This window comes from Polaribacter sp. Asnod1-A03, from assembly GCF_045063585.1.
Classification (GTDB): domain Bacteria; phylum Bacteroidota; class Bacteroidia; order Flavobacteriales; family Flavobacteriaceae; genus Polaribacter.
This window is the reverse complement of the sequence record NZ_JBEFOE010000009.1, coordinates 1,944,165-1,968,707: the sequence shown is the minus strand read 5'-3', so window position 1 is coordinate 1,968,707 and position 24,543 is coordinate 1,944,165. Positions and strand designations below refer to the sequence as shown.

At 29.5% G+C, this 24,543-nt stretch carries 27 protein-coding genes; 8 read left to right on the top strand and 19 right to left on the bottom strand.

Annotated elements, in window-relative coordinates:
- Positions 1 to 71 precede the first annotated feature (71 nt).
- The 5 genes from ACJJVY_RS09135 to ACJJVY_RS09115 all read right to left on the bottom strand — a co-directional run bounded on the left by ACJJVY_RS09135 (position 72) and on the right by ACJJVY_RS09115 (position 3,464).
- On the bottom strand, positions 72 to 557 hold the full coding sequence (locus tag ACJJVY_RS09135; protein ID WP_405607198.1) for an ABC transporter ATPase: 486 nt from the start codon (positions 555 to 557) through the stop codon (positions 72 to 74).
- A 76-nt stretch (positions 558 to 633) separates the two neighbouring features.
- Positions 634 to 1,461, bottom strand: coding sequence for an exonuclease domain-containing protein (locus ACJJVY_RS09130; RefSeq protein WP_405607195.1), 828 nt, complete (start codon positions 1,459 to 1,461; stop codon positions 634 to 636).
- A 61-nt stretch (positions 1,462 to 1,522) separates the two neighbouring features.
- Positions 1,523 to 2,377 carry a PPK2 family polyphosphate kinase gene (locus ACJJVY_RS09125; protein ID WP_405607192.1) on the bottom strand — a complete coding sequence of 285 codons (855 nt, stop codon included), beginning with the start codon at positions 2,375 to 2,377 and terminating at the stop codon, positions 1,523 to 1,525.
- A 105-nt stretch (positions 2,378 to 2,482) separates the two neighbouring features.
- On the bottom strand, positions 2,483 to 2,893 hold the full coding sequence (locus ACJJVY_RS09120) for a hypothetical protein (protein WP_405607189.1): 411 nt from the start codon (positions 2,891 to 2,893) through the stop codon (positions 2,483 to 2,485).
- Entirely contained in the window at positions 2,880 to 3,464 is a 585-nt protein-coding gene (locus ACJJVY_RS09115) for an RNA polymerase sigma factor (protein WP_405607186.1), read from the bottom strand. Before ACJJVY_RS09115 ends, ACJJVY_RS09120 begins: the two co-directional genes overlap by 14 nt.
- 137 nt (positions 3,465 to 3,601) lie before the next feature.
- On the opposite strand from ACJJVY_RS09115, the gene ACJJVY_RS09110 reads away from it, so the two are divergent.
- The 3 genes from ACJJVY_RS09110 to ACJJVY_RS09100 all read left to right on the top strand — a co-directional run bounded on the left by ACJJVY_RS09110 (position 3,602) and on the right by ACJJVY_RS09100 (position 6,209).
- On the top strand, positions 3,602 to 3,988 hold the full coding sequence (locus ACJJVY_RS09110; RefSeq protein WP_405607183.1) for a DUF6249 domain-containing protein: 387 nt from the start codon (positions 3,602 to 3,604) through the stop codon (positions 3,986 to 3,988).
- A 95-nt stretch (positions 3,989 to 4,083) separates the two neighbouring features.
- Positions 4,084 to 5,409, top strand: a complete 1,326-nt coding sequence (locus ACJJVY_RS09105) for a M28 family peptidase (protein ID WP_405607180.1) — start codon at positions 4,084 to 4,086, stop codon at positions 5,407 to 5,409.
- Positions 5,400 to 6,209, top strand: a complete 810-nt coding sequence (locus tag ACJJVY_RS09100) for a M23 family metallopeptidase (RefSeq protein WP_405607177.1) — start codon at positions 5,400 to 5,402, stop codon at positions 6,207 to 6,209. Before ACJJVY_RS09105 ends, ACJJVY_RS09100 begins: the two co-directional genes overlap by 10 nt.
- Positions 6,210 to 6,218: 9 nt before the next feature.
- Here the strand turns inward: ACJJVY_RS09100 and ACJJVY_RS09095 are convergent, their stop codons facing one another.
- Genes ACJJVY_RS09095 through ACJJVY_RS09085 form a run of 3 tightly spaced genes read right to left on the bottom strand, consistent with a single transcriptional unit; the run spans position 6,219 to position 10,482 of the window.
- Positions 6,219 to 7,100: a carbohydrate kinase family protein gene (locus ACJJVY_RS09095; RefSeq protein WP_405607174.1), complete on the bottom strand. Its 882-nt coding sequence runs from the start codon at positions 7,098 to 7,100 to the stop codon at positions 6,219 to 6,221.
- A 9-nt stretch (positions 7,101 to 7,109) separates the two neighbouring features.
- A complete protein-coding gene (locus ACJJVY_RS09090) occupies positions 7,110 to 8,384 on the bottom strand; it encodes a glycosyltransferase (protein ID WP_405607171.1) in 1,275 nt (424 codons plus the stop codon).
- 4 nt (positions 8,385 to 8,388) lie between these two features.
- Positions 8,389 to 10,482: an HAD-IIB family hydrolase gene (locus tag ACJJVY_RS09085; RefSeq protein ID WP_405607168.1), complete on the bottom strand. Its 2,094-nt coding sequence runs from the start codon at positions 10,480 to 10,482 to the stop codon at positions 8,389 to 8,391.
- Between the two features lie 148 nt (positions 10,483 to 10,630).
- On the opposite strand from ACJJVY_RS09085, the gene ACJJVY_RS09080 reads away from it, so the two are divergent.
- On the top strand, positions 10,631 to 11,206 hold the full coding sequence (locus ACJJVY_RS09080) for a YdeI family protein (RefSeq protein WP_405607165.1): 576 nt from the start codon (positions 10,631 to 10,633) through the stop codon (positions 11,204 to 11,206).
- Positions 11,207 to 11,209: 3 nt separating this feature from the next.
- Here the strand turns inward: ACJJVY_RS09080 and ACJJVY_RS09075 are convergent, their stop codons facing one another.
- Together ACJJVY_RS09075 and ACJJVY_RS09070 are read right to left on the bottom strand one after the other, a co-directional pair.
- Entirely contained in the window at positions 11,210 to 12,676 is a 1,467-nt protein-coding gene (locus ACJJVY_RS09075) for a magnesium chelatase (RefSeq protein WP_405607162.1), read from the bottom strand.
- Entirely contained in the window at positions 12,677 to 13,801 is a 1,125-nt protein-coding gene (locus tag ACJJVY_RS09070; protein ID WP_405607159.1) for a vWA domain-containing protein, read from the bottom strand.
- A gap of 124 nt (positions 13,802 to 13,925) precedes the next feature.
- Between ACJJVY_RS09070 and ACJJVY_RS09065 the strand changes: the two genes are divergently transcribed.
- On the top strand, positions 13,926 to 14,801 hold the full coding sequence (locus ACJJVY_RS09065) for a TIGR01777 family oxidoreductase (protein WP_405607156.1): 876 nt from the start codon (positions 13,926 to 13,928) through the stop codon (positions 14,799 to 14,801).
- A 5-nt stretch (positions 14,802 to 14,806) separates the two neighbouring features.
- Here ACJJVY_RS09065 and ACJJVY_RS09060 read toward each other — a convergent pair whose 3' ends face one another.
- From ACJJVY_RS09060 to rsfS, 7 genes are read right to left on the bottom strand one after another with little or no spacing between them, the layout of a single operon-like run.
- Positions 14,807 to 15,436: a YceI family protein gene (locus ACJJVY_RS09060; protein ID WP_405607153.1), complete on the bottom strand. Its 630-nt coding sequence runs from the start codon at positions 15,434 to 15,436 to the stop codon at positions 14,807 to 14,809.
- Between the two features lie 4 nt (positions 15,437 to 15,440).
- Positions 15,441 to 15,707: an acyl-CoA-binding protein gene (locus ACJJVY_RS09055; protein WP_405607150.1), complete on the bottom strand. Its 267-nt coding sequence runs from the start codon at positions 15,705 to 15,707 to the stop codon at positions 15,441 to 15,443.
- Positions 15,708 to 15,710: 3 nt separating this feature from the next.
- Positions 15,711 to 16,367, bottom strand: coding sequence for a phosphatidylserine decarboxylase family protein (locus ACJJVY_RS09050; RefSeq protein WP_405607147.1), 657 nt, complete (start codon positions 16,365 to 16,367; stop codon positions 15,711 to 15,713).
- A 2-nt stretch (positions 16,368 to 16,369) separates the two neighbouring features.
- The gene (locus ACJJVY_RS09045) at positions 16,370 to 17,164 is read right to left on the bottom strand and encodes a phosphatidate cytidylyltransferase (RefSeq protein WP_405607144.1); all 795 of its coding nucleotides are present in this window, start codon (positions 17,162 to 17,164) and stop codon (positions 16,370 to 16,372) included.
- Position 17,165: 1 nt separating this feature from the next.
- Positions 17,166 to 17,753: a hypothetical protein gene (locus ACJJVY_RS09040; RefSeq protein WP_405607141.1), complete on the bottom strand. Its 588-nt coding sequence runs from the start codon at positions 17,751 to 17,753 to the stop codon at positions 17,166 to 17,168.
- An 18-nt stretch (positions 17,754 to 17,771) separates the two neighbouring features.
- On the bottom strand, positions 17,772 to 19,754 hold the full coding sequence (ftsH, locus tag ACJJVY_RS09035; RefSeq protein WP_405607138.1) for an ATP-dependent zinc metalloprotease FtsH: 1,983 nt from the start codon (positions 19,752 to 19,754) through the stop codon (positions 17,772 to 17,774).
- Positions 19,755 to 19,772: 18 nt separating this feature from the next.
- Complete coding sequence (rsfS, locus tag ACJJVY_RS09030) at positions 19,773 to 20,141, bottom strand: ribosome silencing factor (RefSeq protein ID WP_405607135.1); 369 nt, start codon at positions 20,139 to 20,141, stop codon at positions 19,773 to 19,775.
- Positions 20,142 to 20,227: 86 nt separating this feature from the next.
- Here rsfS and ACJJVY_RS09025 point away from each other — a divergent pair, with 86 nt between their 5' ends.
- Positions 20,228 to 20,959, top strand: a complete 732-nt coding sequence (locus tag ACJJVY_RS09025; protein WP_405607132.1) for a biotin--[acetyl-CoA-carboxylase] ligase — start codon at positions 20,228 to 20,230, stop codon at positions 20,957 to 20,959.
- Here ACJJVY_RS09025 and ACJJVY_RS09020 read toward each other — a convergent pair.
- Positions 20,956 to 21,345, bottom strand: a complete 390-nt coding sequence (locus tag ACJJVY_RS09020) for an SRPBCC family protein (protein WP_405607129.1) — start codon at positions 21,343 to 21,345, stop codon at positions 20,956 to 20,958. The two genes, ACJJVY_RS09025 and ACJJVY_RS09020, sit on opposite strands and share 4 nt — an antisense overlap.
- 8 nt (positions 21,346 to 21,353) lie before the next feature.
- Positions 21,354 to 21,995, bottom strand: a complete 642-nt coding sequence (gene pyrE, locus ACJJVY_RS09015) for an orotate phosphoribosyltransferase (protein WP_405607126.1) — start codon at positions 21,993 to 21,995, stop codon at positions 21,354 to 21,356.
- Positions 21,996 to 22,002: 7 nt separating this feature from the next.
- On the opposite strand from pyrE, the gene ACJJVY_RS09010 reads away from it, so the two are divergent.
- Together ACJJVY_RS09010 and ACJJVY_RS09005 are read left to right on the top strand one after the other, a co-directional pair.
- A complete protein-coding gene (locus ACJJVY_RS09010; RefSeq protein ID WP_405607123.1) occupies positions 22,003 to 22,596 on the top strand; it encodes an NUDIX hydrolase in 594 nt (197 codons plus the stop codon).
- A gap of 52 nt (positions 22,597 to 22,648) precedes the next feature.
- A complete protein-coding gene (locus ACJJVY_RS09005) occupies positions 22,649 to 24,541 on the top strand; it encodes a SulP family inorganic anion transporter (protein ID WP_405607120.1) in 1,893 nt (630 codons plus the stop codon).
- Positions 24,542 to 24,543: the final 2 nt, after the last annotated feature.

Genomic DNA, 24,543 nt, shown 5'->3' with positions numbered 1-24,543 from the left:
AAAAAGTATGCCATTTCAATCCTTAACGCAACTACTTTGCAAACTTAAATACTTAATTAAAAACTACTTTTTTATACAAAAAAACGCTTATGCCAACTCTCTTTTGCCGGAACTTCCCAATTTCTTTCAAAGTCTGCTTTTGTATTTACCATATTGTTAAATACAATGGTTTCCGAAGTAATTTTTTCTGCTTTTGCAAACTTTTGAAAATCTGCTAATTTTACTAAATTGATGTTCTCACTATCTTTAAAAGTAACATTCATTTTGTCCATTAAATCTAAATTTAACTCGTTTTCTAAACCTTGTATAAAACGGACTGAACTATCTATAGAACAACCAGAAACATTATTAAAGCTTTCATCTACTGCTAAAACCAAAAACTGATTATATTTAATAGTAAACGACCCTTTTAAATCATCTCCATGGCGCGTCCATTGATTGATAAACTCTACAGCTTTTTCTGTAATAAACGCTATTTCGTTAGATGTAAACTCTCTATCCGATTGATAAATCCAAACACGAGAATTATCTGGTAAATTTTTATATTCTGTAAACATTTTTTTACTTTTTTATTAATTTAGATTTCTCAATCATCTAAAAAGACTCATTTCGAAATAAAAAAAACCTAAAAATCTATCTTAAATTAAACTTTTGCTGCAAAGCTTGTAACTTTTCTGCATCCGTCATTTTCTTCTTTTTCGGTTTCATTCTTTCTTTAATCTCTCTTAAAACTTTTTTTGTATAAAGAGGAAAATCTGCATTTTGCATCCAATTATTATAACCAGGATTTTCTTTAAACACATCTTCTACTGTTCTACCTTTATATTTTCCGAAAGAAAAAATTTCTTGTTTTTTATCATTCATCAAAATAAAACCAGCAAAATCTGCTCTTTCACCATGTGTAGAATATTCACTTAAAGCATCTACACTATTTTCTATGTCTTTGTATTTATCTAATTGTGCTAACAAAATTTCATAAGTAGCATTGGTATCTGCTTCTGCTCCGTGAGCACCTTCTAATTCTTTACCACAATAAAATTGATAACCAGCACTTAATGTTCTTTGTTCTTTTTTATGAAAAATTACTTGTACATCAATTGCTTTTCTATTTTTCATATCAAAATCTATGCCTGCCCGCATTAATTCTTCTGCTAAAAGCGGAATATCAAAACGATTAGAATTGAAACCTGCTAAATCAGAATCTGCAATCATTTCATTTACTTTAGTAGCTAACTCTTTAAAAGTTGGTTCTGCTGCTACTTTTTCATTTGTAATTCCGTGTACATCAATAGATTCTTGAGGAATTTCCATTTCTGGATTTACCAACCATGTTTTACTTTCTTTATTTCCATTAGGAAACACTTTTAGAATTGATATTTCTACAATTTTATCTGTAGCAATATTTACTCCTGTTGTTTCTAAATCGAAAAATATAATTGGTTTTGTTAAGTTTAAATTCATTATAATCGTTCTTAGAGTTTATCAAGTTAAAATTTTACAACCAAAACTTTACAACTCATATTTATTCGTTATTTAATTGTTCTTTAAATTCTTCTACTTGCGCTTGTATTTTTGATGGAAGCACAGGTTCTTTAAAATTGTATTTTTCTAATTCATCTAAAACAATATCTGCTAATATTAATCTTGCAGTTGGTTTATCATCCGCAGGAATTATAAACCAAGGCGCATTTTTTTTAGATGTTCTATTTAATAAATCTTCGTAACAAAACTGATATTTATCCCAAAGTTTACGTTCTTTTAAATCTCCTGCAGAAAATTTCCAGTTTTTTTCTGGTAAATTTAATCTACGTAACAACCTATTTTTTTGTTCTTCTTTAGATAAGTTTAAAAAGAATTTTAAAACAATTGTTCCACTTTCTACTAAGTGACTTTCAAAGTTATTAATTCTTTCCATTCTTTCACGGAAAAAATCGTCATTTACATCTTCTAAACTATTTATTTGTGGTAAGTTTTCGCCGAAAACATATTCTGGGTGTACTCTTGTTACCAAAACATTTTCATAATGTGTTCTATTAAAAACACCTATTTTCCCTTTAGCGGGTAATGCTATATAGTGTCTCCATAAAAAATCGTGTTTTAACTCTAATTCTGTTGGCACTTTAAAGCTATGTACCTCAACTCCACGTGCATTTACATCTTTAAAAACCTCTCTAATTAAGCTGTCTTTACCAGATGTATCCATTCCTTGTAAGCAGATTAACATACTATATTTGCCTTCTGCATACATAGTATCTTGGATGTCACTTAGCTTTTTTCGAAGCTTTTTAAGCTTCTTTTTAGCATCACCAATTACTTCTTTTGTATCAAAATCTGCAAGCTTAATCTTTTTTTTAACCTTATAATTTTCTTTACTCATCTTCCTCTAAATATTTTCTAAAGGTAAAAAAAATAGTGCTTTTACTACCTCTTTCGGGTAGCTTTTCTTAAAAAGGAATAATAATAGAAATAAAGAGTTTAAACGCTATTCTAATCGTTTATTAAAATGATTTTTTAGAAAGATAATTTGTACAAAAATCATAAAAGTAAAAATAGCAATTACTAAAAATAAAGAGTTAGAAATTACAACATTTTCAAACAAATTTGGCATTTTAATTTTAGTTAAAAAGCTAAAATTAAATTCAGGAAACTGAATCGAATTTTCTTTTTTATTTTTTAGGATAAAAGCCAAACAAGCAACAAATAAAACGGTTAAAACAGTCCACATTTTTTTAGAAATTAAAATTGAAGGCTTTAAAACTTTAGAGGTACTTTCTTTAGTTATTGTTTGTATTATAAACGAAGTAAAATCTAAAGACGGTTGTTCTTGCTTAATTTCTTTTACATACTTTTTAGCAAAAGCATCTAATTTTTTTATGTCTTTATTTTCTTCCATAATGCTTAATTATTTCTGGTTCAACATTTTCTTTTACAATATTTAATAGTTTTTTTCTTGCTCTGTGTAATTTTACTTTAATGTTTGCTTCAGAAAATTGAGTTACCTCAATTATTTCTTTTAAAGTTAACTCATCATAATAAAACATCCAAATTAAAGCGCGCTCATCTTCTGGTAATCTTAACAAACAATCGTTCATTATTTTAGACCGTTCTTTTCTTTCTATTCCTTGTAAAATATTTTCTACAGACTGTATCTGATTAAAAGTAACTTCGTTTATTTCTAACGAATTATTATTGTTTTTATTCTTTTTAATAGCATCTAAACACGCATGATATGTAATTCTGTACAACCAAGTAGAAAATTTAGAATCTCCTTTAAACTTACTTAAATTCTTATATGCTTTTATAAATGTATCTTGACTAATTTCTTCCGCCTCTTCTCTACTCTTTGTCATTTTGTATGCCAAAGAAAACACCAAATCTTTATAATTATCAACAAGATATGCAAAAGCATTTACATCTCCATTAATAACTTTATTTATGTATAGTTGGTCGTTTTTGTTAGTCATTTTATCTTTGACTGTTTCTTACAAGAATAGGTTACAGATTTAATGAAAAATATTTTTTTTTAATTTTTTGTAACCTTTAATCTAATGATGTCGTCAAAGCTACATACACAATAAAAATAATCATTTAAAACAATAGTATGGAAGTAGCAATCGTATTTATGTTCTTATTCGCAGTAATTTTCGGAATATTTTATTTATTCTTTTCTACAAGAAACAAAGAACGTCTAGCATTAATTGAAAAAGGAGTTGATGCCACCATTTTTATGAAAGGTCAGCAAGAAAGAAAAGCAGCACCTTTTTGGAAAATTTTAATTTTAAACTTAGGTTTATTAGCTATGGGAATCGGAGTTGGTGTTCTATTAGGTTCGTTATTATCATATAATTTTGGTTATAATGGTGGTTTTCAAAACAGACCAAGTAATTATATTGCAACAGAAACTTTTTACTTAGCCTCTATCTTTTTATGTGCAGGTGCATCTTTGTTAATTGGTTTTAAAATCACCAAAAAACTAGATCAAGAATAAACTTTACTATTCTTTTAACACACAAACCGCTTCAATTTTGCTGAAGTGGTTTTTTGTATTTAAAAAAGTCTGTATATTTAAAAAAATATTTTAAAATGCATAAAATTACTTTCTTTTTCTTATTGATGTCAGTTTCTTTAACTGCACAAACAAATCCTAAAATTTACGATATTATTGATGCTATTTCAGCTGATAGAATAAAAGCTGATGTAAAAACATTAACAGAGTTTGGTACAAGAAATACATTTTCTGATACTATATCCAATACTCGCGGAATTGGTGCTGCTAGACGTTGGATAAAATCTGAATTTGAAAATATTTCTAAAAATTGTAATAATTGTATGGATGTTTTTTATCAAAAAGATTTAGTTACTAAAAAAGGAAATAGAAGAGTACCACATGATGCCTATGTTGTAAATGTTGTTGCTGTACAAAAAGGAACAAAATACCCAAACAAATACATTATTATGAGTGGTGATATTGATTCTCGTGCAAGTGATACAATGGATTTTACTACAGATGCTCCTGGTGCAAATGACAATGCTTCTGGTATGGCAGGAACTATTGAGGCTGCAAGAGTTTTAAGCAATTATAAATTTGAAAGCAGTATAATTTATGTTGGTCTTTCTGGAGAAGAACAAGGTCTTTTTGGTGGTGCTGGTTTAGCCAAATACGCTAAAGAAAAAGGTTGGGATATTATTGGTATTTTAAATAATGATATGATTGGTAATATTACAGGTGTTGATGGTGTTATTGATAATAGAAGTTTTAGAATTTTTTCTGAACCAGTTCCAGCAAACGAAACAGAAAGACAACGTAATGCAAGACGTTTTTATGGTGGTGAAGTAGATGGAATTTCTAGACAATTAGCAAGATACATTCACAAAACAACTAAAACCTATATGCCTGAAATGAATCCGATGATGATTTATAGGTTGGATAGGTTTGGACGTGGAGGACACCATAGACCTTTTAATGATTTAGGTTTTGCCGGAATTAGAATTATGGAAGCTCATGAAAATTATACGCAACAACACCAAGACATTAGAACAGAAGACGGAATTAATTATGGTGATGTTTTTGAACATGTAAATTTTCGTTATGCTAAAAAACTAACAGCTGTAAATGCAATTAATTTAGCCAGTTTAGCTTGGGCACCAGAAGCACCAAAAGTGGTAGAAATTGGAGGGATCGTTAAACCTTCTGTTAAACTAAAATGGAGCAAGGTAGAAGGAGCTAAAGGATATAAAATTTATTGGAGAGACACAACATCACCAACTTGGGACAATTTCAGGTATGTAGAAACTACAGAATTTACTTTAGACGGAATTGTAATTGACAACTTCTTTTTTGGAGTTGCTGCTGTTGGTGAAAATGGTGAAGAAAGTGTAGTTGTTTTCCCTAATAAAATTTGGAGATAAAAGTGCGCTTATTATCAGTATTTTCTCTGGTACTTTTGCTTTCTTGCGCTAGCTATGAAGTAAAGATAAAACCAAAGTATATTAAATTCGAAGAATTTAAAGATTCTATTTTTGTTGTTGTAAAAAACCCAATTTTAGGAAATACTTTTCTTAAAATTAAAAATTTAGAGCAACAAAAAGAAAAATATATCGAATTTACAAAACCCGATACTTTAAAAATTTTACAGTTTTCTAAAACAGAAATCGATACTTTAAAAATCTTAGAAAAATTTGATTTTTCACTGCAATATGGCCCATCTAACTTAAAACGATATGACACATTATTCAATTATGCTTTGCCTTATTTAAAAGGCAAACGTTATAAAGTTTTACAAGGACAAAATACAAACTTTACTCATAAAGGTAATTTTTCTAAATATGCAATAGACTTTAAAATGAATATTAGTCAAACTGTTTGTACCATTAGAGATGGTTTAGTTGTTAACTTAAAAGAAAATTCTAATCTTGGTGGTAAGCAAAAAAAATATTTAAAACATGCCAATTATATCGTTATTGCACACAATGATGGCACTTATGCACAATATGTACATTTAAGAAAAGAGGGGGCAATTGTAAAAATTGGTGATACTGTAAAGCAAGGAGAACCAATTGGTTATTCTGGAAATACAGGTTTAAGTACAGAACCACATTTACATTTTGCAGTTTACAAACCTACTACAAATGGCTTTGTGTCCATACCTTTTATTTTAAACAGTTTTCCTTCATCAAAATATAAAAAAGGGAAATTTGCTAAAAATTAAATATTAAAGTTAAGAATTGAGAAACTCTTGTATTTGTAATTCGCTTATAATAGGATTTGCACCTTCACTTTGTGCTACTAAAGCACCAACAGCACAAGCAAAATCAATAGCCTTTTGTGGTGTTGATCCATTAATTAATTTACTCGTTAAAGAAGCTAAAAAAGAATCTCCAGAACCAACCGTGTCTTTTACTTTAATTTTGTAACCACTATTGTAAAACAACTCATTGTTATACAATAAAACAGCTCCATGTTCTCCTTTAGTTACACAAATATGTTTGGTATTTGTTTTTTCTGATATAAAATGAATGTTTTGCTCTAAATTATTGAATTTAGAACCTAAAAAAGCACTTATCTCATACAGTTCTTCATCATTAAATTTGATGAAATTTGCTTTTTGCATCAACTCCACTAAAATCTCTTTTGTATAAAAAGGTGCTCTTAAATTCACATCAAAAATGGCATATTTTGCAAATTTTAAAAGCTGATATAAAGTGTTTTTAGACACCTCATCTCTTGTAATTAAACTCCCAAACACAAAAGCATCAGCTTGCTTTACCAAGTTTTCTGATGCTTTTGTAAAAGGAATTTTATCCCAAGCTTTTGGGTGTACTATCTCATAAGTTGCAGATCCTTTTTCATTTAAAGTTACTGTAACTTCTCCTGTATTAAAATCTTCTAAAACTGATACAGCTTCAGAATTTATCTCTAAATCATTTATATTGTGTAAAATTGGTTTTGCTAAATCATCATTACCTACAGCACTTATCATTGCTACTTCGTTTTTAAAGGATTTTAAACGGATTGCAACATTTAGAGGTGCTCCTCCAATTTTTTTATGAGTAGGAAAAATATCCCACAAAACTTCACCAAAACAGGCAATTTTAGACATAACTAGGTTTTAATAAATATTAGACTCTGAAGTTCTTTGACTTATTGAACTAGAAAAAATGGCTAACATTCTTTTTGCAATACCTGTCCAACCAAAATTTCTACGAGCAAATCGTGCTCCTTCTACAGACATTTCATTTCTTAAATTAGGGTATAAAAGTGGCATTGCCATCATTGCTCCAAATTCTTTTGGTCTATGAGGATCTGCAAATAAAGCTTGATTACCAAAATCAATTAAATCGCACAAGCCACCATGTACAGTTACCACACTTGGCGTACCACAAGCCATTGCTTCAATAGCCACCATACCAAAAGGTTCGTACCTAGAAGGCATTACAAAAATACTTGCAGATCTATAAACATTGGCTAAATCTTCATCTGCAATGTAATTTTTCCATTTTATTTTATCCATTACTCCTAATTCTTTCGCCAAAACTTTTAAGGTTTCTATTCCATCTCTATCCTGTTGAGAATCTCCACCAATTGCAGCGACCAATCTTGCTTCCGGACATAATTCAAAAACAGTTGGTAGTGCATGTAATAATAAATCATAACCTTTGTTATGTGCCATCCTACCTAAAGCTAAAATATCTGTTGGTTTTATATCATACTTTAAACGGATTTTATCATTTTCTTTTGATGGAACAGGGAAGAATCTATTCTCATCAATTCCCGGAGGAATCATACTACAATTTCTAGATAGAACATCATACTGTTGTACTAATAAATCAACCTGAGGTAAAGTAGTTGCAATTACAAAATTACACATTTGGTAAACAAAATATTCTTTTCTAATTCTTTCTTTAAATCGATAGGTTTTTTCCATTTCTTTTTCGTCCATATCACTTCCCATCGTGTGCTGTTTCCACCAACCTAGAGAATGTGGAGTATGAACATGACAAATACCTAATTCTTCTGCAATTTTTTGACCTGCCCAACCTGCATCCCAATAATGAGAATAGACAACATCGTATTTTTTATTTTCTTTTTTAATTGCTGCCAATGTATTGGTAACAAACTTTTTTAAATGGTCGTGCATGTCTTCTTTTCTGATGAACTTTTTTCCACCAAAAGGAATTCTCCAAACACTAAAATTTTCGTCTACATGATCATACTCTGGTTGATCTTCGAACTGACGGGTAACTAAATCTACACGTTTTCCTAACCTACTAAATCTATCTGCTAATTCTAATACATATACTACTTGACCTCCTGTATCTGGTTTTCCTAATTCTGCATTTGCTCCAACATACCCATGTAAAGAGATCATTAATATCGACTTCATAATTCTATTTTTTAATTTTACTTATTTTTAAATCGTGACAGGCTGCAATATATTGGGCAGCAGACCAAGCTTGATATGCTTTACCCATAGGCTTACCTGTCGTTCCATGTGCCCATTCTGTAAATTCCCATTCGTCTGTAATTCCTTCTTTGTTAATTAAAGCTAGTTTGTGTAATTCTGCGATTGCTACATCTCTAAACCCTAATTTATTTACAAATTTCACCCAAAACCCACCTACAAAAGGCCAAATCCCTCCATTATGGTAATGATTTGGTAAGTTTAAAAGGTTTACTGTATAATAAGGTTTCCAATCTTGGTCTCCAGGACTTACAACCGGATAAACATTTGCAACCGGAAAAGGATCGTTAACACCAACACCTAACATAAATCTAAATGTTTGATGTGCTTTTTCTGCATCTATTGTACCGTGTAAAAAAGCTAAAATATTTCCTAAAGTATCACAACGCCAACTAAAATCAAAAGGAGTTGTTTGTGCTATTAAATAAGAAGTATCTCCTAAAGTAAATTGCTTTTCGGCAAAAGAAACCGATTGAAATAATTTTTGCTGTGTTGAGGGCCAAAAATTCTGAACAATTTCTTTTTTAATTACTTGAGACCACCTTATATATTCACCAGCTTCTTCATGACTTCCTAACATTTCTAGCATCCTACCAAAGCAAACATTAGATCTATACCAAAGAATTTCATCATATAAAATATTATAACTTCTACCAAACAAATCTGTCCAATCTCCTGCTTCTGGTATTTCTAAAAGTGCATCATTATTACTATCATGTGCACCTAACCAACGCATCGTTTCTTTAATGTCATTTATATATTTTCTTAAGAACTCAATATCTTTAGTAACATTTACATATTCATAAAATGCAATTATCACCCAGATTCCACTATCAATAGAACAGATTCCTCCAACTCCAGAATAATCTGGTTCTTCATCCCTTAACCTTACATTGGCTGGTATTTGTCCGTTTCTAGAAATGTGTTCTAATAAAGTAATTAATGTTTGCCTTTGACATTGATGTATTTCTTCATCATCTATTAAAGAAAGTGAACCTATTACAGTAATTGCACCATCTCTGGCCCAAACACTGTGGTAATTTTCATCAGTTCCGTTAGGTATATTATCTTTAATAGAACATGCAGAAAACCCTAACGGCGTTATATTTTTCCTTAAGGCTTCTATGGCTTTTAAGTAACCTTCTTGTATTAAAGCTATTTTTTCATCATTATCCTCTAAAGCAATATTTTCTATTTCTTTTTTAATAAAAAAGTCATCAGAATGATCTACAACAACATCTTCAATTGCCTTTTCAGGTAAAATTCCATAAAAAATTAAGCCTTCTACAACTCCATCTCCTTTAGCTTTTTCTGTATGATATACTTTTTTGTGTTTTGTATATACATATAGCTCTTCATGTGCATTAGCAACTACAATACCAAATACATCTTTTAAATCGAACATTGCAGAATCATTACCACTATCTCCGGCTACTAAAACTTCATTCGTTTTTATTTTCAATCTTTTAATTAACCACTGTAAAGCATTACCTTTATTTGCCCATTTAGGTAAAATATCTAGGTATTTATCTCCAGAATAAACTACATTAACATCCATATCTGCATCAGCAAAATCTTGCTCGATACCCTCTACAAGTTCTGTACTTGCATCATGAAAGAAGTAACTTCTTTTATAAGAATGTTGAAATTTACTTGGTTGATCACTTATTGGATGGTCTATTTTTTGAATGATGTTTTCTACGGACTCTAGATTCCAACCATCATCTAAAACATCATTAAATTCTTTTTCTACAGCACCTTTTTTAAAATTGTAAATATGTGTACCAACTCCTGAAATTATATAATCTGGTTCTGGCAACACTTTTTTTTCTATTAGATGTAGAACATCATCCTTTAAACGCCCTGTGTTGTATGTTAAAATTACATCGTTTTGGTCTTGATACTTTTCCCATATTTTTTTAAAATTACTTTTATAAGTATGAAAATCTATTAATGTATTATCAATATCAAATGATAATAACTTTATTTCATTCTCTATTTTTAAGCTTTTTACAGTCATTTAAATATATTTTTAAGCTAAAATTATTAATATTCGTTAATTTAACAAAAATTAGAAGAGCATCCAAAACTTGAGGTTTATAAGATTATTTGTAAACCTATTTTTATGATTGTGATAATTATGTATATAAAAAAATCCTAAATAAAGAATGAAAGAAATAATAGAATTCTATTTTAAAAATGATGTAGAATGGAGAAACTGGTTGTCTAAAAATTATGATTCTAAAAATGGAATTTATCTTATTTTTTACAAAGTAGAAAATGAAGAAGAATCTATGCGTTGGGAAGAAGCTGTAAAAGTTGCACTCTGTTTTGGTTGGATAGATGCCACTGTTAAAAGTTTAGGTAACGGAAAACGAAGACAATATTTTTGTCCGAGAAAACAAAAAAGTATTTGGAGTGCCGTAAACAAAAAATATATTGAAGAATTAACTGCCAATAATTTAATGCACCAAAGTGGATTTAATATTATTGAAATTGCAAAACAAAATGGTTCTTGGACTGCTTTAGATGCCGTAGAAAAAGGGATAATTCCTAATGATTTACAAACTGAGTTTGATAAAAATAAAACTGCTTTTACAAATTACACCAATTTTGCCCCTAGTTATAGAAAAAGTTATTTGTATTGGTTACAACAAGCAAAAAGAGAAGCCACAAGAAAAAACCGAATTATAGAAATAATTCGGTTGTGTAATGAAAACATAAAATCTCGTGATGTTAGATGACTTTTACAATCCACTCATAAAATTACCATAAGGATCTTTAAACTGTGTTCCTTCAGAAAATCTGTATTTACTCAATTTATTAAATTCTACTAATGCCCACAGTACAAATTCTTTTACAAAATAACGTTCTTGTTGTGTTGCTTTTGATTGATATTTTTCTAATAAATCTTCTAATGGGGCAACACTATCTAACAATGCTGTATATGTTTCTTGGTCTAAATCGTCTAAAATTTCAAAATCTGAGTTGGTATTAAAAAACCAAGAAATTACATCATCGTAAGGAGATTCTGCTGTTTGTTTTTCTAGCTTTTTAATCTCTGGAAAATACGTTGGAAACAATGTTTTAATAGCACTTACAATCAGATTTTGTGCAACAGATGCTGCTCCTTCTTGTTCTCCTTCATAAACCAATTCTACTTTACCAGTTATTGCAGGAATAATTCCATCAAAATCACTCAACCGAATCGTTGTTTTTTCATCACCCGAAATTAACAATCTTCTTTCTGCTGTGCTTAATAAATTCTGAAAAGCAGTTATACTTAAACGAGCACTTACACCACTTTTTGCATCAATATACTCACTTTCTCTTGCTTCAAAAACAATTTGCTCTAACAAGTCTTTAGCTAATTCTGGTACAAAAATAGTTTCTGCTTGTCTTTCATCTAACTTTGCCTCTTGCTGTGTAATTGTTTTAGCTATTGCTATATCTTCTGGATAATGTGTTAAAATTTGCGAACCAATTCTGTCTTTTAATGGCGTTACAATACTACCTCTATTTGTATAATCCTCTGGATTTGCCGTAAATAAAAATTGCATATCTAAAGGCAAACGTAATTTAAAACCTCTAATTTGAATGTCGCCTTCTTGCAAAATGTTAAACAAGGCAACTTGTATTCTTGCTTGTAAATCTGGCAACTCATTAATTACAAAAATACATCTGTTTGCTCTCGGAATCATTCCGTAATGAATTACTCTATCATCTGCATAGCTCAGCTTTAAATTGGCTGCTTTTATAGGATCTACATCACCAATAATATCTGCAACTGTTACATCTGGCGTTGCTAATTTTTCTGCAAAACGCTTACTTCTATGCATCCAATAAATTGGAGTTTCATCTCCTTTTTCTTTTATGGTTTCAATTGCAAATCTAGAAATAGGGTTTAACGGATCATCATTAATTTCTGAACCTTCTACAACCGGAATGTATTCGTCTAACAAATTTAACATCAATCTTGCTAAACGGGTTTTTGCTTGTCCTCTTAATCCTAATAAATTGATATTATGTTTACTTAAAATTGCTCTTTCTAACTGAGGAATTACTGTATTTTCATACCCATGAATTCCTTTAAAAGTAGCTTCTTTATTCATTATTTTGGTAATCAGGTTTTCTCTTAATTCATCTTTTATCGACTTCGATTTATATCCTGATGTTTTTAATTCTCCTAATGTTTTTATTTGCTGTAAATTCATTTATCCTTTAATTCGTTTTTTTCTATTTGTTTCGTAATCCTCAAAAATCATTTCTCCCAAACCTTTTAAACCTGTATAAAACGCTTTTCCTTGATTTGCTTGTGTAAATACTCTTACAAATTGCATTAAATACGGATCTTGTGCAATCATAAAAGTAGTAATTGGTATGTGTAATTTTCTAGATTGTTGTGCCATTGCATAACATTTATTTACAATGTATTTGTCTAAACCATTACTGTTTTTATAATATTGCCCGTCTGGTAAACGCAAACAACTTGGTTTTCCATCGGTAATCATAAAAATTTGTTTGTTGGTATTTCGTTTTCTTCGCAATAAATCCATCGCTAAATTTAAACCTGCAACGGTATTTGTATGGTAAGGACCAACTTGTAAATAAGGTAAATCTTTAATTTTGATAGACCAAGCATCGTTACCAAAAACAATAATATCTAAAGTGTCTTTTGGATAACGCGTTGTAATTAATTCTGCCAAAGCCATCGCTACTTTTTTGGCAGGTGTAATTCTGTCTTCTCCATACAAAATCATAGAATGACTGATATCAATCATTAAAACCGTACTCATTTGACTTTTATGTAAAGTTTCTTCTACAACTAAATCATTTTCGGTTAAATTAAAATTGTCAATTCCATTATTAATTTGAGCATTTCTGATGCTTTCTGTCATAGAAACTTTATCTAAAGCGTCACCAAATTGATAATTTCTAAAATCTCCGGTATGCTCATCTCCTATTCCTGGAGATTTACTTTTATGATTTCCTGCTCCGCTTCTTTTAATTTTACCAAAAATATGATTCAATGCTTGCTGACGAATAGCGCGTTCTGTTTTTGGAGTAATTTTTGTTCCTCCTGTTCCATCTCCTTTTATTTCTTCCTTTATATAACCTTTCTTTTTAAGGTCTTCTATAAAATCATCAATGGTATAGTTTTCATCAGTTAAATTGTATTCTTTATCTAAAGATCTTAACCAGTCTATTGCTTCGTCAAAATCGCCAGAAGTATGTGTAATTAGTTCCTTAAAAATTTCGAATAATTTGTCGAAAGGCGATATATTTTCTGCCTCATACGTTTTAAAAACAAATCCTTTTCTTCTACTATTGTTTTTCATCTCTATAAAAGTACTACTTTAAACGGATGAAAAATAAAGATTAACATTGCTTTAATATATGTGAACATAAATTTGTTTTATTATTTTAAAAAAAAGTTAAACAAAAAATAATTATATTTACAATATGGCAAAAATAATTATTACAGGTGGTACAGGTTTAGTCGGTAAAAAATTGACAAAATTACTGATTAAAAAAAATCATGACGTTGCAATCTTAAGTAGAAGTCCTAAAAATAAAAATGAGTTTAAATGGAATATTTCTGATAATTATATTGATGAAAGTGCTTTATTAAATACTGATTACATTATCCATTTAGCAGGAGCAGGAATTGCTGATAAACGTTGGACCGAAGAAAGAAAACAAATTATTATTGATAGTAGAGTTAAAACAGCTAATTTACTTTTTGATAAAATAAATGAACTTAAAATTGACCTAAAAGGCTTTATTTCTGCTTCTGGAGTTGGTTATTACGGAGCAATAACTTCTGATAAAATTTATACAGAAACAGACAAACCTGGACATGATTTTTTAGGTGATGTTTGCCAAAAATGGGAAAACGCTGCATACCAATTTTCAACAATAAAAATACCGGTGACTATTTTAAGAACAGGAATAGTTTTATCTGATAAAGGCGGAGCTTTAGATAAAATGAAAACACCAATTATATCACCTTTAGGTTCTGGTAAACAATTTTTACCGTGGATTCATATTGATGATTTGTGTGAAATGTATGTAAAAGCTGTTGAAAACAATTTAATGGGAATTTTTAATGCCGTTGCGCCAGAACATCAAACAAGTAAATCTTTTTCTAAAGCATTAGCAAAAAGTATTAAAAAACCTTTTTTACCAATAGCTGTTCCTGGTTTTTTATTAAAATTGGTTTTTGGTAAAATGGCAATTATTTTATTAGAAGGAAGTAAAGTTTCTGCAAAAAAAATCGAAAAGAATGGATATTCTTTCCGATTTAAAACGCTTAAAAAAGCATTAAATAATTTATAGTTTTCTTAGAAAGTAGTTGTAATATCTAAAGCAACTTCACTCCAAGTTTTAGAAACTCCGTCAGCACCTTTATGTAAATCAAAACAAGCTTTGTTTAAAGATTCTAAAGCCGCAGAAGCATTCCAATTTGTAATATCCATAGTTGCTTTCATATTAAACACTTTATCAGTAATTGTATATGTAAAATCTACTTTTTCTGTAACACCATTCATTTTAATTTCTGCAACACCAGTAGTATCATCAGTAATCATTAATTTACCAGAAAGTAATTTTGTGTTATCCATAATACCAAAGAAGAATTTTTTAATCTTAAAATCTCTACTTGTATCTTTTGTAAAAATACTGCTTACAGGTATAGAAAACTCTGTATTGTTAATTGCCTCTTTTGCAGTTGTTCCTTCTCCTCCAGCTAAAACATCAACTTTTTTAAACTCACCACCTACCCCAATTTTTTCTGTAGTCTTGTAAGCTGTAAAATTTATAGAGTTTTCTGCACTTGCAACAGAAAAATCGGCTGTACTTTTTGTAACTTCTACTTTTTCTTCTGTTTTAACATCTTTACTTTTCTCTGATTTACAAGATGAAAAGTTTAAAGTTGTTGCTACTAATAATGATAAAATTAATACTTTTTTCATGATCTTATTTGTTAGTATTTAAAACTGTATTTGCTAATTCTATATATTCTTTTTTGGCTTCGTCAGATTTCATTCCGTTTAACTGCATCCAAGCATTTAATTTAAATGCATTTCTAACATCTAGATTATCATTAGAAGAAAATTTATTCCCAAAATTTGCTTGCTTATTATAAGCATACAATTTAAGCATTATATCTGGGGCTATTGCCTCTCTTAATTTAGAAATTTTAGAAAATGCTTCTTTAAACTCTTCGTCTAAATCATATTCCATAAACTATTTTTCTGCAATTACTTGAATTCCTCCTTTAACCTTATCTCCTAAAACTACGTTTAATTTTGTATTTAATGGTAAAAAAAGATCTACTCTAGAACCAAATTTTATAAAACCCGCATCTGTACCTTGTATCACTTTATCTCCTTCCTTTGCATAGTTGACAATTCTCTTAGCCAAAGCACCTGCAATTTGTCTGTATAAAACATCTCCAAAAGCATTATTATTAATAACAACTGTAGTTCTTTCATTTTCTGTAGAAGCTTTTGGATGCCATGCAACTAAATATTTACCAGGATGATATTTACTGTACTTTACAACTCCGCTTATTGCATATCTTGTAACATGCACATTAATTGGAGACATAAAAATTGATACTTGTAATCTTTTTCCTTTAAAATATTCTGGTTCTTGTACCTCTTCTATAACAACAACTTTACCGTCTACAGGAGCAACTATCGTATTTTCACTTAAAGAACCTATTCTTTTAGGATTTCTAAAAAACTGCAAAACAATTACTAGAAAAGCTATCATTACAATTTGAATAGCTTTTACTAACCAAGATATTTCAATAAACTTTTCTGCTAATAAAATTCCTGCAATAGCAATTATAAAAGTGATAACAATTATTTTATATCCTTCTTTGTGAAAACGAATCATCCTTAAATTATAAAATTAATATACAAATATACAAATGGTGCTGCAAACAACAAACTATCTAACCTATCTAAAATACCTCCATGACCAGGCATAATGTCTCCACTATCCTTAACATTTGCTTGTCTTTTAAATTTAGATTCTATCAAATCTCCAATAGTACCAATAACACTCACTAAAAAAGCAATTATTAACCAATTTCCAATAATAAAATCATCATTAAACGTACCAATAATAATTGCAGCAATTAAAGCAAAAACTAAACCTCCTAAAAAACCTTCTATTGTTTTTTTAGGTGAAACAGATGGAAATAGTTTTCTTTTCCCTAAATTTTTACCAACTAAAAAGGCAAAACTATCGTTTACCCAAATGATGATTAAAATAGAAATCATTAAATAAGGATTATATTCACCTTGGTAAATTGGCAAGAAAACTAAAAAGATCATGGAAAATATAGGATACCTTATTAAGAGTCCTAATTTAGATCTGTCATTAGAAAAAGTAACTTCTTTTTTAACAAATAAATAGTAAATAAGAGATAAAGAAGAAAGTAATGTAATCCCTAAAATAACTGCAACAGCATAATTATCGGGTCTTTTTAACATTAAAAATAATGTTAAACCAAAAAAAATGTAACCAATTATACCTTTAAAATCAATTAATTTAGAAAACTCCCAAATACATAAAACACCGAATAAAGAAGTTAAAGCGATATACGATTCTTTTGAAATAAGAATTGCTGATAAAAAAATTAAAACGTAAATAATTCCAGAAAGACTCCTTTTTAAAAGGTTACTCATATTACAAATCTTCTAATAGCAGCAAATATAAGTTTTTTGAGTTACTGTTACCGTAGTTTAAGAAATTATCCTCATTATTATTGATGTTGTAATTTTTTACGGCAGAAATGTTAGTAGGTAAATTTCCTTTATGATTAATCTTAATACCAGTTAAGCCTTGACCCATATCTGTAACTAACTGACTTGTTGTTGCAAAAACGATGAAGTTTTCTGGCATTTCTGATAATTTTGTACTTTTTAATTGATTTGAAGAGAATAAAACATCTCCTTTATCTGCAATTAAATGCTCACAATTTATAAGAATCGGTAAATTTGATTTGATTGTTGATGTAACTGATACTTTTTTTTGATCTAAAAAACCTATCAAATCTTTATCTAAAAGCGATAATTCTTTCCAATTATTCTCTCTTAATATACTTTCTAAATTTTCAACAACTTCTGTTTTCTGCAAACAGTAAAGAAACTTACCTCCTTTTTCCACAAAATTGTGTACAAATAAATCATCCAAAGAAAGGTTTAAATCTTTCTTTGGATTATTATTTTCTTCCTTTTCAGAAGGAATGTTAAACAATTTTTTAAAAAAACTCATTAAATAAAATATGTTTAATTATTCTTCCGTTGTCAATTCTACCGAAGGACTACCTCCTTTTTGTTCAACAGATATTTCTTCTCCTTCTATTAATTCATCAAAAGGTCTTTTACCGAATATTTTTTCTAAATCATCTTTAAAAATAACCTCTTTTTCTAATAATAATTCTGCAAGAGTTGTTAATTTATCCTTATTCTCATTCAATATATCGATGGCTCTCGCATATTGATTTTCGATAATTTTAGAAATCTCTGTATCTATTTTCTTTCCAGTTTCTTCACTGTAAGGTTTTACAAAACCATCATTACCAGAAGAATCATAATAAGTTACATTTCCTACTTCTTCATTTAAACCGTAAACAGTTACCATTGCTCTGGCTTGCTTAGTTACTTTTTCTAAATCACTTAAAGCTCCTGTAGAAATTTTATCAAACATTACTTTTTCTGCTGCTCTACCTCCCATGGTAGCACACATTTCATCTAACATTTGTTCTGTTTGTACAATCATTCTTTCTGCTGGTAAATACCAAGCAGCTCCTAAAGATTGTCCTCTAGGCACAATTGTAACTTTTACTAATGGTGCAGCGTGTTCTAACATCCAACTAATAGTTGCATGCCCCGCTTCATGAAAAGCAATTACTTTTTTCTCTTTAGGTGTAATTACTTTATTTTTCTTTTCTAAACCACCAACAATTCTATCTACAGCATCTAAGAAATCTTGATGATGAATTGCTTTTTTACCATTTCTGGCAGCTATTAAAGCAGATTCATTACACATATTAGCAATATCTGCACCAGAAAAACCAGGTGTTTGTTGCGCTAGGAAATCAATTTTGACATCATCTGCTAATTTTAAAGCTTTAATATGTACTTCAAAAATTTCTTTTCTTTCATTAATATTCGGTAAGTCTACATAGATTTGTCTATCAAAACGTCCTGCACGCATTAACGCACTATCCAAAACATCTGCTCTGTTTGTTGCTGCTAAAACAATTACGTTTGTATCAGTACCAAAACCATCCATTTCTGTTAATAGTTGATTTAACGTGTTCTCACGCTCATCATTTCCTCCTGTCATACTATTTTTTCCACGAGCTCTACCAATTGCATCAATCTCATCAATAAAAATAATAGATGGTGATTTTTGTTGTGCTTGTTTAAATAAATCTCGTACTCTAGAAGCACCAACCCCTACAAACATTTCTACAAAATCTGAACCAGAAAGAGAGAAAAAAGGAACACCTGCTTCTCCTGCTACTGCTTTTGCTAATAATGTTTTACCTGTTCCTGGAGGTCCTACTAATAATGCTCCTTTAGGTATTTTACCACCAAGAGAAGTATATTTTTCTGGACTTTTTAAGAAATCTACAATCTCTTGTACTTCTTCTTTTGCGCCTTCTAAACCTGCAACATTTTCAAACGTTGTTTTTACTTTAGTGTCTTTATCAAATAACTTTGCTTTAGATTTACCAATATTAAAAATTTGGCCTCCACCACCTGCTCCAGATCCACCACCAGACATTCTTCTCATAAAAAATAACCAGACAGCAATTAAAATTATAAAAGGTAAAAAACCTAAAATTGTTTCGAACATACTGGTTTTTTCAGTATTTTCTTTATCAAAATCAAGTCCTTTTTCTTCTTTAATTTCCTCAATACTGTTTTCGAAGTTTTGTAAATCTCCAAAATTATATTCGTATAAAGGCGCTCCTTTAGAATAGAAGGTAGAACCTACCATTTTTTTGTAACGATCTTTTTTTGCAATAGCTTCATCTTTGATAAAAACTTGTGCTACATTGTTGTTTACAACAACTATTTTAGAAATATCATTTTCTTCTAAAATCTCATTAAACTCATTTTTAGTAATGTTTTTAGATCCTAAATCTCCACTACTAAAAAATTGAAATGCCATAATTAAAACAAATATGGCTCCATATATCCAATATGCATTAAACTTAAATTTTGGCATATTTGAATTACTATTTTTTTTTGAATCACTCATTTATTAAAAATAAAAAAATTAAACTGACTTTATCTCTGTAATTTTAGCATCTCCCCAAAGACTTTCTATATCATAAAAATCTCGAACGTGTTTTTGAAATACGTGAACAACAACGTTTACATAATCCATTAAAACCCATTCAGAATTTCCTTGTCCCTCTGTATGCCAAGGTTTGTCTTTAAGTTCTTTGCTAACAATTTTATGAATAGAACCAGAAATTGCATTAACTTGTGTGTTAGAGTTACCCGAGCATATTATAAAATAATCGCAAACGGTATTTTCTATCTCTCGTAAGTCTAATAATTGAATATCTTCTCCTTTTACCTCATCAATTCCTTTTATGATTACAGAAATTAAATCGTCTGTACTTACTTTTTTATTTGTCATTAACTTTTTTCTAATTTAACGCAAAGTTATTATTTTTTTGCGACTATTTTGTGTAATTTTACAGTAGTTTACACTTTATTTAACACTTGAAAATAATCAAACTTAGTGCCATTGATTCTACAAATTCTTTTTTAAAGAATTTAGCACAAAATTCTAGCTTAGAAAATTTTACTGCAGTTGTTACCAAACATCAAACAAACGGAAGAGGTCAACAAGAAAGTGGCTGGGTAACTGACCCTAATAAAAACCTTACATTCAGCCTGTTTTTAAGGTTTAAGGACATAAAAATAGAGCAAAAAAAATATTTAAATTTCGCTGTTTCTTTAGCTGTTTATAATTTACTTTTTGACAAAAATGTGCCAAAACTTTCAATAAAATGGCCTAACGACATTCTGTCAGTTAACAGTAAGATTTGTGGCATTTTAATAGAAAATACTTTTTCTGGAGATAGAATCAAGAATACAATTATAGGAATTGGGTTAAATGTTAATCAAGAAATTTTCCCTCAATTTAATAGAAGTGCTACTTCCTTAAAATTAAAAACTAATAAAGAATATAATTTAGACCTTCTATTAGATGAGCTTTTAAAAGAAATTGAAAAAACTGTCAATTTATTTAAGTCTAAAAAATTTGATCAATTAGATAAAATGTATTTAGATGCTTTGTACAAAAAAAATATCCCTACTATGTTTAAAGATAGTAAGGATAAAGTTTTTATGGGAATGATCTCTGGGATTTCTAAAAATGGAAATCTACTAATTATATTAGAAGACGATTCGATAAAAGAATTCGGAATAAAAGAGGTTTCTTTCCTTTAAAGTTTTGCTATATTTTCTGTAAGTGTACCAACAAATTTTGTCAATGGTTTTTTAATCATCATTGTCATCATCGGATTAAACTCTCCATTAAATTTTAATTCTACTTCTGTTTTATTATCAGAAATTTTATTAATATCCGCAGCTAATGTAAAAGGTAATTTACTACTTGCAGCACCCAATGTAACATTAGAATATTCCGTTTTATCTTTTAATACCAATCTAATTTCTGGCATACCAGGTAAACTAAACAAAAAAGAATCTCCATCAACTTCAAATTTCTGGATATTTTCTGGCATCAATTGTTTAAAATTCTGTAAATCTGTAAAAAAAGTAAATACTTCCTCTGCTGATTTTTCTACGATAACTTTATTTCCGTTTATATTCATTGCTTTTGTTATTGTTTCCAGTCACTCGGACTTTTTCTCCAATCATTTAATGTAATCAACTCTTTATCTGTAATATAATCACTTTCTAAAGCTTGTTCCAGTAAATTTGTGTAATTACTCAAAGTAGTTAAACTTACATTTTTCTCTTCAAAATTCTTACTTGCAATATCAAATCCATAAGAAAAAATAGCAACCATACCTTTAACAACAGCGCCAGCTTCTTTTAAAGCTTCTACTGCATTTAAACTACTGTTACCGGTACTTATTAAATCTTCTATTACAACAACATTTTGTCCACTTTCTAAATGCCCTTCAATTTGGTTCTTTCTTCCATGTTTTTTAGGCTCTGGCCTAACATAAATAAAAGGCACTCCTAATTCTTGAGCCACTAAAACACCAATAGCAATTGCACCTGTTGCAACGCCTGCTATAACATCTGGTTTACCGTATTCTAATTCTACAATTTTTGCAATTTCTTCTTTTAAAAATATACGAACTGGAGGATAAGATAACGTAATTCTGTTATCGCAATATATTGGCGATTTCCAGCCTGAAGCCCAATTAAATGGATCATTCGGACTCAATTTTATTGCTTTAATTTGCAATAAAAGTTCAGCTGTTTTTTTTGCCGTATCTTTGTTTAAAATCATACTGCAAATGTATAAAGTTTTTGTAAATGAAAAACCAATTATTATAACTTCTTCAAACAAAGATGCTATTTTTCCTGTTTTTTCATTTAAAAGCATTGTTTTTAATGAAATTATCAACAAATTAGAAAACACAGAAACAAAAGGAATTATATTAATTTCTGATGACTTAGAATCTGATTGGAAATCTTTTCTTACAAACCTTAAAATGATTCCTGCTGCAGGTGGTTTAGTCTTAAACCCTAAAAATGAAATTTTATTTATCTACAGAAACGGTGTTTGGGATTTACCAAAAGGTTGGATTGAGAAAGGTGAGTCGATAGAAAACGCAGCTATTAGAGAAGTAGAAGAAGAATGTGGTATTTCTAATTTAAAGATTATAAACTCTTTAATAACCACATATCATATTTATTTTCATAAAGGAATTAAGTTAAAACAAACTTATTGGTTTTTAATGACTTCTGATGATTGTCAAGGGCTAACACCACAACTAGAAGAAGGTATTACCCAAGTTTCTTTTAAAAATAATACAGAAACAAAAGAAGCTTTAAAAAATACTTACCAAAACATTAAATTAGTGATTGATACCTACAAAGAAAGTTAGTTTTTTAAAAAAACCTTCTATCTTTGCCCACTTGTAAAAATTAACCAATACCATGACCGAATTTATCAAAAAAATAATACCTAACGCAAAAGATGATGTTTTAGCAGGAATAACCGTTTCTTTAGCTATGATTCCAGAAGTTGTAGCATTTGCTTTTGTGGCACAAATTAGCCCGATAGTAGCTTTATTTGGAGCCTTTGTTGTCGGAATTATTTCTGCATCTTTTGGAGGAAGACCTGGATTAATATCTGGAGCAGCGGGAGCTGTTGCTGTTATTTTTGTACATATGATACAAGAAGGACACGCTAAAGGTTTGTTATTTGAAAACCCTGTTGAAAACATGGGATATTTTTACTTACTAGCCGCAGTTGTTTTAATGGGGATTATACAAATACTTGCAGGTTTATTTAAACTCGGTAAATTTGTACGTTTAATTCCACACCCAGTAATGATGGGATTTGTAAATGGTTTAGCCATTGTTATCTTTATGGCACAATTAGGTATGTTTAAAGAAAATAAAAAAGATTTCTTTGGTCAAAACATGCGTAAAACAACCTCTAAAGAGCTTATATATAATGTATCTAACAATCAAGTAAAAGACATCGTTTCTAATACCGTTTTATTTTCTATTGATGGAAAATCAATAAAAAATGCTACTACAAATGAAGAAGTTTTTTTATTATCTGATGGGCAAGTTTTTGATACTAAGACGAAAAAAGTAGTTTTTAATGCTACTGAAGATGGTTTCTATTCTGTAAAAGACAGTGGAGTTGCTAAATCTACTATGCAAGGAACCACTTTGTATAAAATGATTGGTTTGGTTTTATTAACCATGTTAATTGTTTGGGGATTACCAAAATTAACTACAAAAATACCTGCTGCTTTAACAGCTATATTAATTGTAACTCTAGTTTCCATTTTTGGAGGCATTAACTCTATTAATGTAGGAGACTTTATTAGAGATGGAGGTGGAGCTGGTTTAAATGGTATTGATGAAATTTCTAAAAAATTAAACATATTAGAATTATGGAGCAACCTTCCTTTTAGCTTAGATACTTTAAAATTTATAGCACCTTATGCTTTCTTAGCTGCTTCTGTTGGTTTAATTGAAACTTTAATGACCATGAATTTAGTGGATGAATTAACTGAATCTAGAGGAAACGGGAATAAAGAATGTGTTGCCCAAGGAGCCGGAAATATTGTAAGTGGACTATTTGGTGGTACTGGTGGTTGTGGTATGATTGGGCAAACTGTTATCAATATTAATGCTGGCGGACGAGGAAGATTATCTGGTATAATGATGGCAATAACCTTACTAACATTTATTTTATTTGCTGATAAATATATAGAACAAGTACCAATTGCAGCATTAGTTGGTGTAATGTTTATGATGGTTATAGAAACTTTTGCCTGGTCTAGTTTTAGAATTTTAAAGAAAATACCCGTTTCTGATGCTTTTGTATTGATTATTGTTTCTGCCGTAACTGTTTTCTTTGATTTAGCAATTGCTGTTTTTGTAGGGGTAATTATTTCTGCATTATCTTTTGCTTGGACTAGCGCTAAGAAAATTAGAGCAAGAAAACGCTTTAAAGCAGATGGAACAAAAATTTATGAAATCTGGGGACCACTTTTCTTTGGAAGTATTACAGAGTTCAATGAAAAATTTGACATTAAAAATGATCCTGAAAATATAGAAATCGATTTTGTAGAATCTCGTGTCACAGATCATTCTGCCATAGAAGCAATTTTTAATTTAGTAGAAAAATATGAAGCAGCTGGTAAAACAATAATCTTAAAACATTTAAGTGAAGATTGTAAATTATTACTTTTTAAATCTAGTCCAATATTTAAAAATATAATTGTAGAGGACATTGAAGATCCTCGTTATCATTTGGCTGCAAATCCAGAAAAATTTCCAAAACCATTAGGCGAGTATAAGTTTTAATT

Bases quoted from the DNA above. Each gene is read 5' to 3' on its own strand.
- ACJJVY_RS09135 (WP_405607198.1), bottom strand. From the start codon at position 557: ATGTTTACAGAATATAAAAATTTACCAGATAATTCTCGTGTTTGGATT.
- ACJJVY_RS09130 (WP_405607195.1), bottom strand. From the start codon at position 1,461: ATGAATTTAAACTTAACAAAACCAATTATATTTTTCGATTTAGAAACA.
- ACJJVY_RS09125 (WP_405607192.1), bottom strand. From the start codon at position 2,377: ATGAGTAAAGAAAATTATAAGGTTAAAAAAAAGATTAAGCTTGCAGAT.
- ACJJVY_RS09120 (WP_405607189.1), bottom strand. From the start codon at position 2,893: ATGGAAGAAAATAAAGACATAAAAAAATTAGATGCTTTTGCTAAAAAG.
- ACJJVY_RS09115 (WP_405607186.1), bottom strand. From the start codon at position 3,464: ATGACTAACAAAAACGACCAACTATACATAAATAAAGTTATTAATGGA.
- ACJJVY_RS09110 (WP_405607183.1), top strand. From the start codon at position 3,602: ATGGAAGTAGCAATCGTATTTATGTTCTTATTCGCAGTAATTTTCGGA.
- ACJJVY_RS09105 (WP_405607180.1), top strand. From the start codon at position 4,084: ATGCATAAAATTACTTTCTTTTTCTTATTGATGTCAGTTTCTTTAACT.
- ACJJVY_RS09095 (WP_405607174.1), bottom strand. From the start codon at position 7,100: ATGTCTAAAATTGCCTGTTTTGGTGAAGTTTTGTGGGATATTTTTCCT.
- ACJJVY_RS09090 (WP_405607171.1), bottom strand. From the start codon at position 8,384: ATGAAGTCGATATTAATGATCTCTTTACATGGGTATGTTGGAGCAAAT.
- ACJJVY_RS09085 (WP_405607168.1), bottom strand. From the start codon at position 10,482: ATGACTGTAAAAAGCTTAAAAATAGAGAATGAAATAAAGTTATTATCA.
- ACJJVY_RS09080 (WP_405607165.1), top strand. From the start codon at position 10,631: ATGAAAGAAATAATAGAATTCTATTTTAAAAATGATGTAGAATGGAGA.
- ACJJVY_RS09075 (WP_405607162.1), bottom strand. From the start codon at position 12,676: ATGAATTTACAGCAAATAAAAACATTAGGAGAATTAAAAACATCAGGA.
- ACJJVY_RS09070 (WP_405607159.1), bottom strand. From the start codon at position 13,801: ATGAAAAACAATAGTAGAAGAAAAGGATTTGTTTTTAAAACGTATGAG.
- ACJJVY_RS09065 (WP_405607156.1), top strand. From the start codon at position 13,926: ATGGCAAAAATAATTATTACAGGTGGTACAGGTTTAGTCGGTAAAAAA.
- ACJJVY_RS09060 (WP_405607153.1), bottom strand. From the start codon at position 15,436: ATGAAAAAAGTATTAATTTTATCATTATTAGTAGCAACAACTTTAAAC.
- ACJJVY_RS09055 (WP_405607150.1), bottom strand. From the start codon at position 15,707: ATGGAATATGATTTAGACGAAGAGTTTAAAGAAGCATTTTCTAAAATT.
- ACJJVY_RS09050 (WP_405607147.1), bottom strand. From the start codon at position 16,367: ATGATTCGTTTTCACAAAGAAGGATATAAAATAATTGTTATCACTTTT.
- ACJJVY_RS09045 (WP_405607144.1), bottom strand. From the start codon at position 17,164: ATGAGTAACCTTTTAAAAAGGAGTCTTTCTGGAATTATTTACGTTTTA.
- ACJJVY_RS09040 (WP_405607141.1), bottom strand. From the start codon at position 17,753: ATGAGTTTTTTTAAAAAATTGTTTAACATTCCTTCTGAAAAGGAAGAA.
- ftsH (WP_405607138.1), bottom strand. From the start codon at position 19,754: ATGAGTGATTCAAAAAAAAATAGTAATTCAAATATGCCAAAATTTAAG.
- rsfS (WP_405607135.1), bottom strand. From the start codon at position 20,141: ATGACAAATAAAAAAGTAAGTACAGACGATTTAATTTCTGTAATCATA.
- ACJJVY_RS09020 (WP_405607129.1), bottom strand. From the start codon at position 21,345: ATGAATATAAACGGAAATAAAGTTATCGTAGAAAAATCAGCAGAGGAA.
- pyrE (WP_405607126.1), bottom strand. From the start codon at position 21,995: ATGATTTTAAACAAAGATACGGCAAAAAAAACAGCTGAACTTTTATTG.
- ACJJVY_RS09010 (WP_405607123.1), top strand. From the start codon at position 22,003: ATGTATAAAGTTTTTGTAAATGAAAAACCAATTATTATAACTTCTTCA.
- ACJJVY_RS09005 (WP_405607120.1), top strand. From the start codon at position 22,649: ATGACCGAATTTATCAAAAAAATAATACCTAACGCAAAAGATGATGTT.